Raw genomic sequence first — 15,249 nt, forward strand, 5'->3', positions numbered from 1 at the left:
ATTCCTTTTAGGAAAGCGGGGCCAGCGGACGGCCGTCATAGGCAAAGGGGCTGTCGAACTCGGCTAGCGTCGGCTGGACCTTGTCCTTGTCGCTCAGCTCAGGCGTGGTGTCGCCCGGCATCGGCCAGTCGATGCCGACGCTATCCCAGCGAATGCCGCCGTCATTCTGCGGTGCATAGGTGTCCGAGCATTTGTAGGTGACTTCGCAGTCGGGTTCGAGCGTGAGGAAGCCGTGGGCAAAGCCGATGGGCACGAACAGCTGGTTGCCGTTCTCTGCCGACAGTTCGGTCCCGACCCACTGGCCATAGGTCGGCGAGCCCCGTCGCACATCGACCGCCACGTCATATATCCGTCCGCGTATGCAGCGCACCAGCTTGTCCTGACCGCGATCCGGCGTCTGGAAATGCAGCCCGCGTAGGGTGAGGGCGGGGGCGGAATAGGAGTGGTTGTCCTGCACGAAAGTGCAGGTGATGCCAAGCGCGGCGAAGGCTGGAACGGAGTGGACCTCCGTAAACCAGCCCCGCGCATCACCAAAGCGCTTGGGGCGAATGAGTTGGATGGGATTTTCAATCATGGACATTCGCTAATATTTGTTCTCTGCCCCGTCACCCTGAAAGGGCCATCCAATCGCGCAGATCAATCGACTTGGTCGGTTCTCATGGTATGAGGACCGACCAGCCTTTTTTTACTGATCCCGCTTGTAGACGTGGTCTGCTTCGGTCACGCCCTTTGTAAAGACTTTGCGGATAGCCATACGGGCACCCGCGTCGGCACGAAGCACCATGTCGCGAACCTTTTGTTCGGGGCGCCCACGGAACGAGGTAACATGGAAGCTATCATCCGAACGCAGCGCTTCGTCGGCGAAATAATAATTGGATACACAACAACGGAAACCGTCGGCCTTGATCGGACTAACCGAGTGCCAGGAATTATTGTGCGTCGCCATGACCGCCAGGCGATTGAAACGGCTGTGTATGGTTGTCTGGCCGCCTTCCACGCCGTTTGGCCATAGCTCGAGATTGCCGCCATTCGGCTCATCCCAGTCCGGCGTGACGTAATATAGAAGGTTCAAGACTCTCCAGCGATTGCGATCCTTGTCATGTGAGTTGTCAAGATGTGGATTAAGGTATTGATCCTTGCCCATCATCGAAATGCCACCGGCATAGAGGTGAACGTCGGGATATGCCGATGCCATGCCACATATGTCTTTGACTAACTCAACAACGCGTTCGTCTTGAAATGCGTAAACACTTTCTTCCAGAATAGGGTCATACTGATCCATCTGGGCAGCAATATACTTGTATTCCCGAAGCGTCTTCTTGAGCTTCATAGTTTCTGGCTTAGGAAATTGACGGTGAATCGCAAGCGCCATTTCCTTTGGTAGGAGATCATCGATATAGAAGTGGCCAATGCCGTCACGTGAGACGGCATATTGCTCGGCCATCCGCTCCTTTTCATCGGTCATGCGGCGTACGACGATATCAGCAATCTCGCGTCGGGTGGTCATAGAGTCACCATTTTGTTTTAGTCGGCAAAGGCTCTCCTTAAGCGGAGAAACGCCTGTCTTTAGACGATCAAGCTTCCTGAATGCACGCACTTAATAGCAAGGCGTTAGGCCAGCCATAGGGCTGTCGCTTGTCAGGTTAAGGGGTGTTTGCTAGACGGTCCATAATTGATAGCACCCCATCGGCCAACGGTTACCAGGTAAGCCACGTGCTGACGGCCTCTGGTATTTTGCATGGGATAGCGGTGGCTATCTGCCACGACTGCAAGGCGGAAGAACGTTCGATCTCATGAGATATGCAGGTGTTCGCGGCGTGGGGGCGGGTTGGTTGCGCCTTCGGTATCAGATTGGGGGTGCGCTGGTCGTGACACTGCTGCCCTTCCTGTTGCTCTGGGGCTTGAACCCCAAGGCGTTCGTCGACCTCCATGTGGTGCTGGCTACCTGGGCTTACGGCGTTGCGGCCATGTTGCTCGGCGTTGTGTTGTTGCGCAGCATCAGCCAGTATCCGGGCGTCGAGGCTAGCGCGTATACATTGCCTTCCTTCGGCATATCCTATGGCCTCATGCTGATCGCGGTCATATTCGCTCGCCTGTCCTATAGTCGCGTGCTGTTGATCGTCGGTTTCGTGCTGGTCCTGATCTGGTTCATGGGGCTGCATGTCATCGCCGTTCGGCGTCAGACATTTTCGATCGGTGTTGTACCAGAAGGGGACTTCGAGGGGCTTTTGCCACTTAGCGGCGTTCGCTGGGTGGTCCTGACTAGCCCGGATCAGGATATTTCAGGATTGCACGCAATCACTGCCGACCTGCGCGTCGATCTGTCGGCGGATTGGGATCGCAAGCTCGCGGATTATGCACTGCAGGGTGTTCCAGTTTATCATACCAAGCATCTGGCTGAATCCATCACCGGTATGGTCCAACTGGAGCATCTGTCCGAAAACAGCTTTGGGACTCTATCGCCAGTCTCGGCATTCATGACCGTCAAGCATATCGGTGATTGGATCATGGCCGCTGTCATGGCGATCATTCTGGCACCGCTGCTCATCGTGTTAGCCATCGCGATACGCCTGGACTCTCCCGGGTCACCAATCTTCCGCCAAATCCGCATTGGCTATCGGGGTGTTCCGTTCACAGTCTACAAATTCCGGACTATGGTGTCGGACAAGCCCACAGCCGGCGCTCTCGATGCTGCCAAGACAAAATCTGCGGATGCGCGGATTACCCGCATCGGGCATTTCCTGCGCAAGTCCCGGATCGACGAACTGCCGCAGATACTCAACATCTTAAAAGGCGAGATGAGCTGGATCGGCCCACGCCCTGAGGCGCGGGTACTTTCCGAATGGTATGAAGCGGAAATTCCCTTTTACAGATATCGGCACATCGTCAGGCCCGGACTGACTGGGTGGGCTCAGGTTAATCAGGGGCATGTTGCCGAAGTTTCGGACGTAAAAGACAAGCTTTATTATGACTTCTATTACATCCGGCAATTTTCCCCATGGATTGATATTTTAATTGTTGGGCGAACGATCAGCACGATGTTGACCGGCTTTGGTGCGAAGTGAGCCGGTATTGGCAAGTGCCGGGAAATAGGGTTAGCTGATATGTCAGCATTATCTCCTCTGTCATTGCGGATTCAGCAAGGTGTGCCGGATGGTGCACGTAGCCTGATCTGGCGAAGCTTTTTTTTGGAGGCAGGGCGCGGTACGACCTTCGAACAGCATCTGCCGTGGTATTGCGATTCTGATACCCGGTCAGTCATGGTACTCGACGCAGGGGCGGTCGTTGCAACCGCCATCATTCGGCCTGCCCCGCAGGCCGGGGTAGCCATGGTCGGGTATGTGTGTGTTGATCAATCCCGGCGTGGTCATGGGCTTGGCCGAATGTTGATGGAAGCGCTTAACGCATCGGTTGATGATCAGCATTTTCAGGCAGCTCTGCTATGGACCAGTAAGCCCGAGGTTTATGTTGGTCGGGGCTATGCCACGATCCAACGCGATCGTTTCGTTCACGTAAAGCGGGGCACTGGCGCCGCTCCCAGTCGAGACAGTATACATGTTGAGGACTGGCCCGCTCTCGGCACTGCCAATGGATTGCCAGCATTCGCGACATCGGCGACCCGTTACTCGTCCGATCAGGCTACCGCCGTATGCGCAAAGGGGCCGCGAGGCGTAACCCTATTGGATTGGAATGGAGAAGCAGTTGCCGTCGCAGATTTGCTCCATGCGGCGGGACATGAAGAATGGTCGGTTAATCTGATGGGTGCCGACCCGTTTGCCTACGTTTTATCTATACATAGATATAGAATATCGGAGGTTCCAGGAGCGTTTACTATGGCTAGATGCCAGGATATGGCTTTTGTTCCCCAAGATGTTCCAACGATCTACCGTATTTGAAAGAATTTTTGATGTCGGGAACCATATTACCTGTCGTGAAAGTTCATTTGCCCGACCGTGCGCGGTTGATGACCGCTCTCGAGAACGTCCTCTACAGCGGAATGATCGGTGAAGGCGAAGCCGTCTACGAATTTGAGCATCGTTTTGCCGAGCAGTTCGGACTTTCGAATGTCCTAGCCATGGCAAGCGGTACTGCGGCCTTGCATGTCGCTCTACTGGAATGCGGTGTGCAGCCGGGCGATGAAGTCGTCACGACGTCAATGACTGCCGAACCGACCAACACCACCATCCTGCAGGTCGGTGCCATTCCAGTCTTTGCTGATGTCGATCCGAATACAGGCAACTTGGATCCGGTTTCGGTTGAAGCGGCGATCACCGAGAAGACCCGTGCGATCCTGATCGTGCACTATGCGGGCTATCCTGTGCCCTTGGCTGAGATCCGTGCGATCGCGGATCGAAAGGGTGTCGCGCTGATCGAGGACTGTGCTCACGCGTTGGGCGCGCGGTATGGCGATGCACCGATCGGCACCGTTGGTGATGCGGCGATATTCTCGTTCCAAGCGATCAAGCACATGACCACCGTGGACGGCGGCATGTTGGTTCTGCGCGATCCGACGCGTCTCCGTTCGGCGCGCAAGCTGCGGTGGTTTGGCCTCGAAAAGGGCGTGCCGCGGACCGAAGTTGACATTACGCAGGCTGGCTACAAGTATAACATGAACAACGTCACTGCGACGATCGGCTTGACGCAATTGGATGTGATCCAGCCTGCGATCGCGCGGCACATCGACAATGGTCGGTTTTTTGATGCCGAACTGTCCAATATTTCCGGCCTGTCGGTTGTGGCCATCGAGGCTGGTAGCGAGCCAAGCTATTGGCTCTATACTCTGCTGGCTGACGACTCAGACGCGGTCGAGCGTTGCATGGCGGGTATTGGGGTGACGGCATCGAAACTGCATCGGCCCAACCACTTCCATTCGGTGTTCGCGCCCTATCGCCGCGAATTGCCGGGGCTGGACATTTTCTACCGGCGTCTCGTCCACATTCCATGTGGCTGGTGGGTCGGTGACGATGATCGTGAGCGAATCGTGACGGCCTTGCGAAAGGGATAAGTCGATGTCGATCCCGCTATTCGATTGTCGTGTCGATTCAACACGACTCGCCGCTCTGGATCCGCTATGGCACTCCGGAGCTCTTGCTGCGGGGCCGGGCGTCGGTGCGCTCGAGGCGCGACTGAGCAACAGGTTCAACGGTCGTCCGGTCGTGGCGACCAGCGATATGACCCAAGCCCTTTGCTTGGCTTTGAGGTTGGTCGGTGTCGGCCCGGGTGACGAAGTCGTAACACTGGCCCTGAACTGCATGTCGTCGAACAGCGCGATTGCCATGGTCGGTGCAACACCCGTCTGGGTCGACGTCGATCCGCGGACGGCTGTGGTTGATCTCGGCGATCTTGCAGCCTGCATCGGTCCCAAAACACGGGCGGTAGTGATTTACCATGTGGCGGGCTATGTTGGCGATCTCGCCGCGTTGAGGCAATTGTGCGACGATGCCAGCCTGCCTCTGATTGAGGACGCAAACAATGCGCTGGGTGCCCGATGGAACGGCCAGCCCGCAGGTATCTTTGGCGACCAGGCGATCCTGTCCTTCTACCCGAACCGTCAGCTCAACGGGATCGAGGGGGGGGCGCTTGTCTGTCGGCCGGAAAATGAGACCCGCGCACGACGTCTGCGACGTTTTGGTATCGACACGGTGCGGTTTCGTACCCCCGATGGTGAGATTGATCCGTTGCTGGACGTACCCGAGATTGGGGTGTCGGCTTCCTTGTCGCATGTCAATGCGGTGCTCGCCCTACAGGGCTGCGAGGATCTGGACGAGCGTGTCGACCGCAATCGACAGAACGTGCGAGACATCCGTGAGGCGCTTAGTGGTATTGGCGACTTCCAATTTATTGAAGAGGTCGAAGGTGCGCACAGCGTCTTCTGGGTCGCGCTAGTACGTAGCCCGCGTCGGGATGCGCTGATGGGTCGGCTTAAGGCAAGCGGCATTCAATGCTCTCGCCTCCACCATCGCAATGATCGCTATAGTGGTTTCAATGCGGTGTCTCGCGATCTGCCGGGTACGGATGTGATGGAACGTGAGATGTTCGCGCTACCGGCCGGTTGGTGGTTATCGCAAGACGATCTGGCACGGATCGTGGACGTTGTGGGCGCGGATGCTAAGGGGCGGTAACGCATCGCTACCGTAAGAAATCAATGCCGCTGATATGCGGCAAGGGGAACGAAAATGCTCGACGGCAAGACATTGATGATAACCGGTGGCACCGGATCTTTTGGAACAACGGTGCTGAGCCGCTTCATCGAAACCGGCGTGCGCCGGATCATCGTATTCTCACGCGACGAAAAAAAGCAGGAAGATCTGCGGATCGCCCTGAAGAGCTCGAAGGTTCAGTTCGTCATCGGCGATACGCGCGATCCGCAGTCGATCAATACGGCAATGCGCGGCGTCGATTATGTCTTCCATGCCGCCGCCTTGAAGCAGGTTCCGTCCTGCGAATTTTATCCGATGGAAGCGGTCCGTACCAATGTGACGGGTACGGACAATGTCGTGCGCGCTGCGATCGACAATGGTGTGAAGCGGGTCGTCCTGCTTAGCACGGACAAGGCCGTGTACCCCATCAACGCAATGGGCATCTCAAAGGCGATGGCCGAAAAGGTGCTGGTGTCGCATGCCCGTGCGATCGGTTCGGACGGTCCGGTGCTCTGCGCAACCCGCTATGGCAATGTTATGGCGTCGCGTGGATCGGTTATCCCGCTGTTTATTGAGAAGCTGAAGAGCGGCCAGCCGATGATGATCACGGACCCGGCCATGACCCGTTTTATGATGTCGCTCGAAGACTCGGTCGACCTAGTACTTCATGCTTTTCAGAACGGACAGCAGGGTGATATTTTCGTTCAAAAGGCACCAGCCTGTACCATTGAAACTTTGGCAATAGCCATTAGCGAGCTCTTCAAAGTGCCGCTTAACACCGGTATACTGGGTACGCGCCATGGAGAAAAGCTGTACGAAACGCTTGTCTCGCGTGAAGAAATGGCGAAAGCCGACGACATGGGGCGCTATTGGCGGGTTCCAGCTGATAATCGCGATCTCAACTATGAGCTCTACATCTCCGAGGGGTCGCAGGCGCTTAACGAGATTGACGATTACACGTCGCATAACACCCATCGCTTGGACGTGAACGAGACCAAGGAATTGCTGCTGACGCTTCCTTATGTCCAAGCCGCGCTGAGGGCGTGATTTGAAGCCATGTGGGCTCTGCCGTTATGGGCAGGCCCGCAGCCCTACATCATTTGCGCTTTCGATTGAGTTGCCGCGTGAAGGCAGCGAGCGTCAACGAAGCGGTGCGATCCCACGAAAAATTCCGAACATTTTCCAAACCCTTGCGCTGTAGCGTCATTGGAAGTTCAGGGTCATCCATCAGTTTGGCGATGGCAGCAGCTATGGACTTGGGACTTTCTGGATCGACCAAAAGTGCTGCATCTCCAGCCACTTCCGGCAGGGCGCTCCGGTTTGAACAGACCAAGGGTGCTCCTAACGCATGGGCCTCGATCGCTGGCATACCAAACCCCTCGTAAAGCGAAGGTACGACCACACACAGACTGTTCACGGCCGTATCGACCAACGTTGCATCGTCGACCTTGCCCAGCATCCGAACATGGTTCTGCATGCCGAATGTGGCAATCGCCTGCGCCAGTTCGTCGCGCAGATCGACACCGATATGGACAAAGTCGACGTTTCGCCCTTCATGGCGGAGTAGCGCCAGCGCCTCGACAACGCGCGTGACGTTCTTGTTCGGCGTGAGGTTGGCGATCATCAACATGTAAGGGGTGCCGCCTATGGGGCGAGGTGGCAGCACTTCAATGGGAGCAAAGCGGCTTGCCAAAGGCGTTACGACCACCTTCCCGCGTGCCGCAGGAAGAAAATGCTCGATGTCACGTCCGCTGCTTTCTGAAACCGTCAGAATCAGGTCGCATACACGACTAGTCAACGGAATCATCGCACGCCAATAGTGACGCTGATAGCGTTCGACCAAATCAGGTACGGCTCGATAGTACATGTCGTGAATGGTCGTAGCGAGGATCGGCGCACCAAAGGCGGGAGAAACAAAGCCAGGGCTGAACAGGAGGTCGACTTTTTCTCTCTTCGCCAAAAGCGGTAGCTTAAACTGTTCCCATAAGACGCGTGATACACGCCCCGACAGTGCTGGAACTTCAATCAAATGTGCTTTCGCTGCTGTCGAGTAATGGTGCGTCGTGCCATGTTGTACAAAGACTTTGAATGTAAACGGCGATCGGGTGATCTCGGGCAGGCGCAATGCGGTTTCGAGTAGCTGGATGGCGTAATAACCAGGTCCGGTCAAGGAACCTGAATCAATGAACAGGTGGTTGAAGCCGATGATTGCTGTCATGATCTCGTTCTTAGATTCAGGGGTCATCTCATGACCGTTTCGTGTAACGCGAGAAACCCACATTGCGGAATCCACTACGACGTCACAGAGGCGTCGTACCCTGTCATTATGCGTAAAGGCCTCAGTTCGCAAGGGAAGGAGCGAAATGCCAAATATCTAGGCAGCCTTGTTCTACAAAATCTCCAAAACTACCTCAGGGAGAGGAATATTTTTTGAAAATGACATGACATCTGCAACTGTTTGAAACTTGTACAGGTCAAATGGCATGGCGATGCCGGTCCGGTTGTTGATCGAAACACGAATTCTTCCTGCAACCTTCAAGGCAGCCTGAAAAAATGTTTTTGGAATTTGACCGGGATTACTAGAAAGGTACCGTGACGCGATCGGAATAAGTGCCGATATCACATGGGGTTCATACGCCGCTATTGATGCATATGTCGTAGCATATGACAAATTCGGTTTACGCCCGATCCGAGACATTACCTCATGGATGGTTTGAGGATATATAATTTGTTCCGTCCAAATTCGAGGAAGATTATCATTCCAGTTCTTTAGAATATCACGAGGAAGATGCTTTTGGTCTTCGATGCGCCCATGGTGCTTTTTTGCTGCTGTCCAGCCCCCGCCGCTATTGCGTGACGCCCCAAATACTGTGACCGGATAGTCTATCGAATAATGGTTGCGATTGGTCAGGGCCAACGCGACGCATAGTGCCATGTCGGGCGACGATCCAGGGACGGTGCGCCCAAATTGCTTCATGACCCTTTCAACGGCGCGCTTGGACGCAATGCCATGATACAGTCGAGGCAGATCCAGATAAGCGACGCCGCCCCGTTTCAATACACGATCCAGTTCAAAGGCGGAGTCCAACTGCCGCACTGCGCCGTTTCGCGCTTTTGGTAGCCAGAATGCGCCAGGGTGAAGATATTGACTCTCCTTGGCGAATGCGACGCTACTCCACCAATAGCGGGCGGGCGGATAAATAAGGCAATCTCCACCAATTTTTTTAAGCCAGCCAACGATCCGCATGATGTATGGAGAAACCAGATCATCATCACCTATAAAGCATAAATATTCACCTTGGCAGAGGTCCAAGCCGCGTTCAGTGTTGTCGACAATAGAGATTTCATCGCTAAAGTAGTGATAGGATATCCTCGAATCAGACGCGACTAGGGTATCGACCACGTCCTGCCTAGGTGAAGAGTTGTCACATATGACGATTTGCAATCGCGGATCCGAAATCTTGGCCAAAATTTCTGATACAACTGGCAGCAACGTCTCATACCGATTTTTTGTCGGTATCAGGATGGAAAGCAGCGGGGCGTCGTCGGGCGCGGTCAAGGGCATATCCTAGCGTGGCAACTGAGCGTTCACCTTGTCCTAACCCAAGGTGCATGAAATGCGAAATGAGGGGGCGACACTCATTTTCAGAGCCTTCGCGTGTCGGACCACCTCATAATGTGCTTACCTGTCAAAATCCCTTTAAAGGAAATGCTGGGGCTAATTTCGGTACCAGTGCAGCTTTCACCAATGCTTATACCGGAAACCAATTTCCCTGCTTCTTGGTCACTTATATCGATAATATCAGATATTTTTCCACTGCCTATTTTATTGTATTTACTGAAATCTGAAATTCTTATACCTCCAAGATTCGAGTCACCCAAGTCAAAATTTGATATTGAGCAATAATTACTATTGTTATTTATCATAAAATTATAAGTAGAAGACCCTCGACAGAATACATTGTCTAATTTTATATGTGAACAGTACATATCAATTAGAATATTGTTTCCAGCGCTTTCCCCTTTTTTGCGATCTTTGAAATTATACTGATTTATATTAACATTTTTAACATCTGCTATGGATACATTGTCATAAAATGTCAGAGCCTCATCAGAGCGGATTCCATTTGCTGTAAGATTATTAATGCTAATAATTTTCGATGAGCGAAATCCCAGTCCAGATGCCCCTGCGCCTTTAATATTTATATTGTCGAACCGGCCATTCATACTATTTTCAAAAGATATTCCTATATAGCCGGAATCCTCAATATCAATTCCATCAATTACTATATTAGATGTATAAACAAAGCGGATTATTCCGCCTAAGGGGTTTTGGTTTTTTATGCGTAAATTTCCACGAAGTGTTAAATTCTTGATTACATAATAAACATGATAAATTGCAAATTTCTCCGTAGGGAAATCCCGTCCAATTGGGTGCCTTGTGGTTATAGTATTAGCATAAACTTTGTCGACAATGTTGATGTCATTGTTTATGCTATTGGGGTTGGATAAGTTGGCAAGAATGATGACATCACCAGGGTTTATCTCAGGATTTCTATCCAGAATAATGGACTTAGAATAGCGATCTATTGGTTGTACCAAGGCACCTAAGTTTTGTCCTGTAAGACCTGTGGCGGATAGCGCAAAGCCTTCGACATCAGCCTCTATTCGGACATTTGATCCAAAAATATGCTCTTGGTCGCTGTTCAGTCTTATGGGGGCATCCAGTATAAGCGTTGTATTATCAGGATAAATAATAGTTGAAGGCTGGCTATCAATCAACGCCTGATAGGTCTTTGAGTCACTGTGCAGGCCATCGGCAGTACAGAAGTCTCGCACATTTACAGTCTTGCCGGAAAGGTTTGGAGATTGACTCCTGGGCTTGGGATCGATGTACATGCGGGCGGTTGCGAGGCCAGCGATCGCCATGCATCCGGCACCGCCTGCGATTGCCTGTCGTCGATTCATAACTCAATGTCACCAAACAGAAGGGAAGTGAGGGGGGGGGGGGGGAGGGTGTGTGGCGGTGAAGCTATCATGACCTTTCCAACGCGCGAAAGTCAGCTGCGATGCGCCGATATGGTCGTCGGGATAAGAGGCTGGTTCGTTGCCCTTGCAAGCTTGAAGGCTCACTAAAGGCTGGTCAATGCGGCCGCATCCGCTTACGGACGTCTGGGAAAGCTCGGATTGTTAGCGGGACTCGTTTGCTCGAATGCGTAATGGAGCGTTGACTCGCAACCGTAAAGGCAATCTGCAGACGTTTCATGAAGCTTTTTGCGAAATGGACGCTCTCTCAGGTTTGCTGATGCCAATTGGTATCATAAAAGTACGTTGCCTGGCTTATTAACCATAATGAAAATAAACAGAAACATCCTCGCCAATTACGCATCGCGCCTTTGGGCGGGATTTTCGACGTTTGTATTCGTCCCTCTTTATATCAAGATATTGGGATCAGAAGCATTCGGCTTGGTCACATTCAGTACGAGCCTACTAGGCATAGTATTTGTCGTAGACATGGGAATGTCGAATACATTTGCGAGGGAAATGGCTCGCGAAATAGATAAACAGAAGCTCGGAGATTTACTGCGATCCCTTGAGTGGCTCTATATGCTTATCGTGCTGGTTGTTATCCTCGTTGCTATATTTGGCGCGGGGCCGATCGCAGATCATTGGTTAAATGCCTCCCGACTTGAGCCTGCTCAAGTGCGATGGAGCGTTGGCTTGATGATCGTCTCGGCTATCTTGCAAGTCATGCTGGCGCTCTATATCGGCGGACTTCTGGGCGCGAGCCGTCACGTCACTGCTGCCGGATATCAGATTGGATTTAGCGTGATCCGATCAGGCATCGTCTTGATCCCGCTCTATTTCTGGCCTTCGGTCGAGTTCCTATTTGCATGGCAACTCGCTGTATCGGCGATAACTCTGTTGGCGTTGCGGCGCACGATATGGCGCGTTATCGGAACGCCCAACAAGCCACACTTCTCTATGCCAGCATTGCAATCTATCTGGGCATTTGCGGGTGGCATGTTCGGTATTGCGTTAATCTCTGCGGTCAATACCCAATCAGACAAGCTGGTAGTTAGTAAAGTATTCTCGCTTGACGTTCTTGGCTTGTATTCTATCGCAAGTCTAATTGGCCAAATTCCATCAATGTTGGCACTGCCACTCGCAATCACCGTTCTTCCAAGGCTTACAGGCCAGGCTGCACGTGGTGACCGTTCTGGCCTCCATGAGACATATATGCAGTATTCCTTTTTCATTTCTGCAGTTGCGTTTTGCTCTACAATTGGAATCGTGATTGGCGCGCCCCATATTCTCGCTTTGCTTAAGGGTGGAAAGCCAAGTCCAGAGCTTGTAATGATAAGCCGTATTCTCGGAGGGGGGGGGGCACTGCTGGCCGTGCAATATATGCCCTATCACTTGGCGGTGGCCAACGCACACACCCGCACAAACATTATGTTCGGAGCAGCGTCGGCCGTCTTACTCCCCGTCGCCATGTTTTTCGGTGCATCCCGATATGGCTTGCTGGGGGCGGCGATCCCCTGGGTGGCTATGAATGCCTCGGCCGCAATGATCCTGGCTGCGATCATCACGCCTCGCTTTCTTGGGCCCCACCTCGCGGAATGGCTATGGAAAACCGCGGCTTTGCCATTGCTGACAGGTGTGATGGTGATCCTGCCTGTGGCTTTCATACTGCCATGGATTGAACGGCCCTTGGTGGGAATCGTCGTTCTTGCAGTGTTTTGTGCCATGGGACTGGCCGCAAACGGAATCCTATTTTTACGACTCTTCCGTGGTAGTTGGCCTGTAATACGCCGTTCAAGCTTTGGAATTTCTGGATGACTACGACGTCCAAGCCTATTGTTCAGCAACAACTTTTCATAATTTATGGCGCGTTCGTTATAGCGACAGTGATGAGTTGTCTTTATTGTTTAATTACAGGCCAGTTTAACGGTGATTTTTTCCCTAACCCTGTTTATCTTACATTTGGACAGCTGGTATTTGTTGCCGCGATATGTGTAACGCCATATATATTCGCTTGGAAGGTTGCTGGCGTTTTCTCTAATATACCGCCAAGAAACGTCTACAAACTTCCGTTCAAGACGAATCTTATGTTTTTCGGGATCGTAAGCCTCGCTCATGCCGTGGTCACCATATTATTTGGTGTCGGTGTGATGGATAGGGAGGTTTATACTGCCCCGGGCGCAATAATGCCTTTTATCCAAGTCTTGAATAGAATAGATCCGTTCTATCTTGGAGCATTCTTCATTCTGTCGACGCCGAAGAGACTGTCAACCGATCTGATGGCAGTGATAATTATGATATCGATAGGCCTGTTGAGAGCCGGCCTTGGTGTATTCAATTATGTCGCGATTGCTATGTGTGCTAAGTATAGTGTGGAAATGATCATCATATTTCGGCGTGCACCTTGGCTAGTTATCTCAAGTGTTACAATATTACCTATTGTGATTGGTAAGCTCTACGAATTTCGTAGTAGTTTGCGTGGTGATGTTCACATTGAACTTAGCATATTAGACATGCTGATGGGGCGTTTCGTAGGACGGCTTTCCTCATTTTCAAATGTTGCTTATGTAGTCCAAAATCACCAGTCATTTGAATGGTCCGCAAGCGCTTTGGAACCATTGTTTTACGCTAAGCAGGCTCTTTCGGGGGTTCTAGGCGGGATCGCACCAACTATGACGCCCGAGCGTTTGTTGATCGCTGGATCCCAGTCATATGAGGGTTACTCGACTTTTATGACGGGGGTGCCTGGTAATCTAATAATGGCTTGGTATGTTTCTCCCTGGGTTGCCCTTCTTAACCTGTTTGCGATCATCGCCAGCACGTGCGCCATACTTTGGCTGTCGCGTTATTTCGGTGGAGGCATAGCTCGTGTCTTTGGCCTAGGTATGCTGGTCTATCCACTAACTAGCGGCGTCGCTAACGAGTTCTCTCTACTATTGCTGAACACAATCATATTTTTAGGATTTACGATCATTTTCCATGACCGTACCAGTAATGGAGGCACGGCTAATGCTTGAATATCACTCGCTTAGCACTCCAAAGATTCATATTTGCACGACACATTCACGTTCGGGCATCACGGATTATGCAAGAATTTTTCATGAAAAAGTTCTAGCCTCTAAAGGTTATATACTAACCGACCCCCAAGATATCATTGATGCAATCGGCAAAATACCGAAAGGGGCACAGTTTCATGTGCAATTAGGAATTTTCCAACATCGTGAGCGCATAGCAATTACTCGGCTCTTGCAGGCAGGGTATGCCAATATTGATGTGACCATCCATGATCCGCCTTTTGTAACCTTTCCTTATTTTCAATTCAATTCGCCCTTACTGATGCGATTGTCGCGAGGGATGGATTGGTATCTCGGGGCGTTCGGAACGCAGCGCCGCATGATAGAAAAATTGAGACGGGTCTTCGTGCTTTCGGAAGGTGGACGGGCAAGGGTACTTGCCCTAGCTCCGAGGGCCAATGTGATCGTCATTCCACATATTGTAGATCCCGATCGCATATGGCCGCCAACCGCTTCCCTGGCACCAGCAATGATCTATTTCGGCTTCATCGGTCCCAATAAGGGACTGGATTATGTGCTGGAGTTACACGAAGCTGTACGCGCCATTCGTCCTACCACTCAGTTGCATGTGGTAGGTCAGGCGAGCGGATTGGCCGCCGAGCGCTATCTGTGTGATTTGCAAGACCGTTACAAGATTGATGTGACGTTCCACGGCTATGTGCCCGACGCCGATCTTGACCTTTTGTTCGAGCAGGCGGCGCATGTAGTTCTGCCCTATACGCCGTACAAGCATGTCATGCCGGCCAGCGGCAGCGTGATTCACGCGTTGCGACGTGCGCGTATTGTCTGGACGACGGACGTCAACGTCATGGGCGAAATGATTCAGGATGGGCAGAACGGCTTCATGCTATCCATGAACGTCGGAAACGATGCTCGACGCATGGCATCGGTAATGGCTGACCCCATACTGCAGCAGAAAGTCAGTCTGCAAGCTAGGGACACGGCCTTGGCGATGGCCAATTATCCTTATGCCCGCCATTTCGAATGACGCGCTCTATCTGATGGTCCCG

The 15,249-nt window shown here is 52.2% G+C and carries 13 protein-coding genes; 8 read left to right on the plus strand and 5 right to left on the minus strand.

Going from position 1 to position 15,249, the window contains the following annotated elements:
• Positions 1 to 7 precede the first annotated feature (7 nt).
• Both rfbC and GGR48_RS12625 read right to left on the minus strand, forming a co-directional pair.
• Positions 8 to 580, minus strand: a complete 573-nt coding sequence (gene rfbC, locus GGR48_RS12620) for a dTDP-4-dehydrorhamnose 3,5-epimerase (RefSeq protein ID WP_183952244.1) — start codon at positions 578 to 580, stop codon at positions 8 to 10.
• A 105-nt stretch (positions 581 to 685) separates the two neighbouring features.
• Positions 686 to 1,465, minus strand: coding sequence for a 2OG-Fe(II) oxygenase (locus tag GGR48_RS12625; protein ID WP_221211504.1), 780 nt, complete (start codon positions 1,463 to 1,465; stop codon positions 686 to 688).
• Between the two features lie 403 nt (positions 1,466 to 1,868).
• Here GGR48_RS12625 and GGR48_RS12630 point away from each other — a divergent pair, with 403 nt between their 5' ends.
• The 5 genes from GGR48_RS12630 (at position 1,869) to GGR48_RS12650 (ending at position 7,187) form a co-directional block, all read left to right on the plus strand.
• Positions 1,869 to 3,065 (plus strand): sugar transferase, encoded by a 1,197-nt coding sequence (locus GGR48_RS12630; RefSeq protein WP_338110552.1) that lies wholly within the window; start codon positions 1,869 to 1,871, stop codon positions 3,063 to 3,065.
• A gap of 39 nt (positions 3,066 to 3,104) precedes the next feature.
• Positions 3,105 to 3,896: a GNAT family N-acetyltransferase gene (locus GGR48_RS18440; RefSeq protein WP_183952247.1), complete on the plus strand. Its 792-nt coding sequence runs from the start codon at positions 3,105 to 3,107 to the stop codon at positions 3,894 to 3,896.
• A gap of 68 nt (positions 3,897 to 3,964) precedes the next feature.
• Positions 3,965 to 5,005 (plus strand): DegT/DnrJ/EryC1/StrS family aminotransferase, encoded by a 1,041-nt coding sequence (locus GGR48_RS12640; protein WP_221211505.1) that lies wholly within the window; start codon positions 3,965 to 3,967, stop codon positions 5,003 to 5,005.
• A gap of 4 nt (positions 5,006 to 5,009) precedes the next feature.
• Positions 5,010 to 6,122, plus strand: a complete 1,113-nt coding sequence (locus GGR48_RS12645) for a DegT/DnrJ/EryC1/StrS family aminotransferase (protein WP_183952248.1) — start codon at positions 5,010 to 5,012, stop codon at positions 6,120 to 6,122.
• 54 nt (positions 6,123 to 6,176) lie between these two features.
• A complete protein-coding gene (locus GGR48_RS12650) occupies positions 6,177 to 7,187 on the plus strand; it encodes a polysaccharide biosynthesis protein (RefSeq protein ID WP_183952249.1) in 1,011 nt (336 codons plus the stop codon).
• Positions 7,188 to 7,236: 49 nt separating this feature from the next.
• Here GGR48_RS12650 and GGR48_RS12655 read toward each other — a convergent pair whose 3' ends face one another.
• The 3 genes from GGR48_RS12655 to GGR48_RS12665 form a co-directional block, all read right to left on the minus strand.
• A complete protein-coding gene (locus GGR48_RS12655) occupies positions 7,237 to 8,385 on the minus strand; it encodes a glycosyltransferase family 4 protein (protein WP_183952250.1) in 1,149 nt (382 codons plus the stop codon).
• 144 nt (positions 8,386 to 8,529) lie between these two features.
• On the minus strand, positions 8,530 to 9,699 hold the full coding sequence (locus GGR48_RS12660) for a glycosyltransferase family 2 protein (protein WP_183952251.1): 1,170 nt from the start codon (positions 9,697 to 9,699) through the stop codon (positions 8,530 to 8,532).
• An 86-nt stretch (positions 9,700 to 9,785) separates the two neighbouring features.
• Positions 9,786 to 11,069 carry a hypothetical protein gene (locus GGR48_RS12665; protein WP_183952252.1) on the minus strand — a complete coding sequence of 428 codons (1,284 nt, stop codon included), beginning with the start codon at positions 11,067 to 11,069 and terminating at the stop codon, positions 9,786 to 9,788.
• A 423-nt stretch (positions 11,070 to 11,492) separates the two neighbouring features.
• Here GGR48_RS12665 and GGR48_RS12670 point away from each other — a divergent pair, with 423 nt between their 5' ends.
• The 3 genes from GGR48_RS12670 to GGR48_RS12680 are packed head-to-tail and all read left to right on the plus strand — an operon-like array spanning position 11,493 to position 15,227.
• The gene (locus tag GGR48_RS12670; protein ID WP_183952253.1) at positions 11,493 to 12,983 is read left to right on the plus strand and encodes a lipopolysaccharide biosynthesis protein; all 1,491 of its coding nucleotides are present in this window, start codon (positions 11,493 to 11,495) and stop codon (positions 12,981 to 12,983) included.
• On the plus strand, positions 12,980 to 14,182 hold the full coding sequence (wzy, locus tag GGR48_RS12675; RefSeq protein WP_183952254.1) for an oligosaccharide repeat unit polymerase: 1,203 nt from the start codon (positions 12,980 to 12,982) through the stop codon (positions 14,180 to 14,182). Before GGR48_RS12670 ends, wzy begins: the two co-directional genes overlap by 4 nt.
• Entirely contained in the window at positions 14,175 to 15,227 is a 1,053-nt protein-coding gene (locus tag GGR48_RS12680; protein ID WP_183952255.1) for a glycosyltransferase family 4 protein, read from the plus strand. Before wzy ends, GGR48_RS12680 begins: the two co-directional genes overlap by 8 nt.
• The last annotated feature ends 22 nt before the right edge of the window (positions 15,228 to 15,249 follow it).

It is taken from the genome of Sphingomonas pseudosanguinis, from assembly GCF_014196255.1.
Lineage (GTDB): Bacteria > Pseudomonadota > Alphaproteobacteria > Sphingomonadales > Sphingomonadaceae > Sphingomonas > Sphingomonas pseudosanguinis.

Excerpts from the sequence above, each read along its gene's own strand:
- rfbC (WP_183952244.1), bottom strand. The coding sequence starts at position 580 with ATGTCCATGATTGAAAATCCCATCCAACTCATTCGCCCCAAGCGCTTT.
- GGR48_RS12625 (WP_221211504.1), bottom strand. The coding sequence starts at position 1,465 with ATGACCGATGAAAAGGAGCGGATGGCCGAGCAATATGCCGTCTCACGT.
- GGR48_RS18440 (WP_183952247.1), top strand. The coding sequence starts at position 3,105 with ATGTCAGCATTATCTCCTCTGTCATTGCGGATTCAGCAAGGTGTGCCG.
- GGR48_RS12640 (WP_221211505.1), top strand. The coding sequence starts at position 3,965 with ATGACCGCTCTCGAGAACGTCCTCTACAGCGGAATGATCGGTGAAGGC.
- GGR48_RS12645 (WP_183952248.1), top strand. The coding sequence starts at position 5,010 with ATGTCGATCCCGCTATTCGATTGTCGTGTCGATTCAACACGACTCGCC.
- GGR48_RS12650 (WP_183952249.1), top strand. The coding sequence starts at position 6,177 with ATGCTCGACGGCAAGACATTGATGATAACCGGTGGCACCGGATCTTTT.
- GGR48_RS12655 (WP_183952250.1), bottom strand. The coding sequence starts at position 8,385 with ATGACCCCTGAATCTAAGAACGAGATCATGACAGCAATCATCGGCTTC.
- GGR48_RS12665 (WP_183952252.1), bottom strand. The coding sequence starts at position 11,069 with ATGGCGATCGCTGGCCTCGCAACCGCCCGCATGTACATCGATCCCAAG.
- GGR48_RS12670 (WP_183952253.1), top strand. The coding sequence starts at position 11,493 with ATGAAAATAAACAGAAACATCCTCGCCAATTACGCATCGCGCCTTTGG.
- wzy (WP_183952254.1), top strand. The coding sequence starts at position 12,980 with ATGACTACGACGTCCAAGCCTATTGTTCAGCAACAACTTTTCATAATT.
- GGR48_RS12680 (WP_183952255.1), top strand. The coding sequence starts at position 14,175 with ATGCTTGAATATCACTCGCTTAGCACTCCAAAGATTCATATTTGCACG.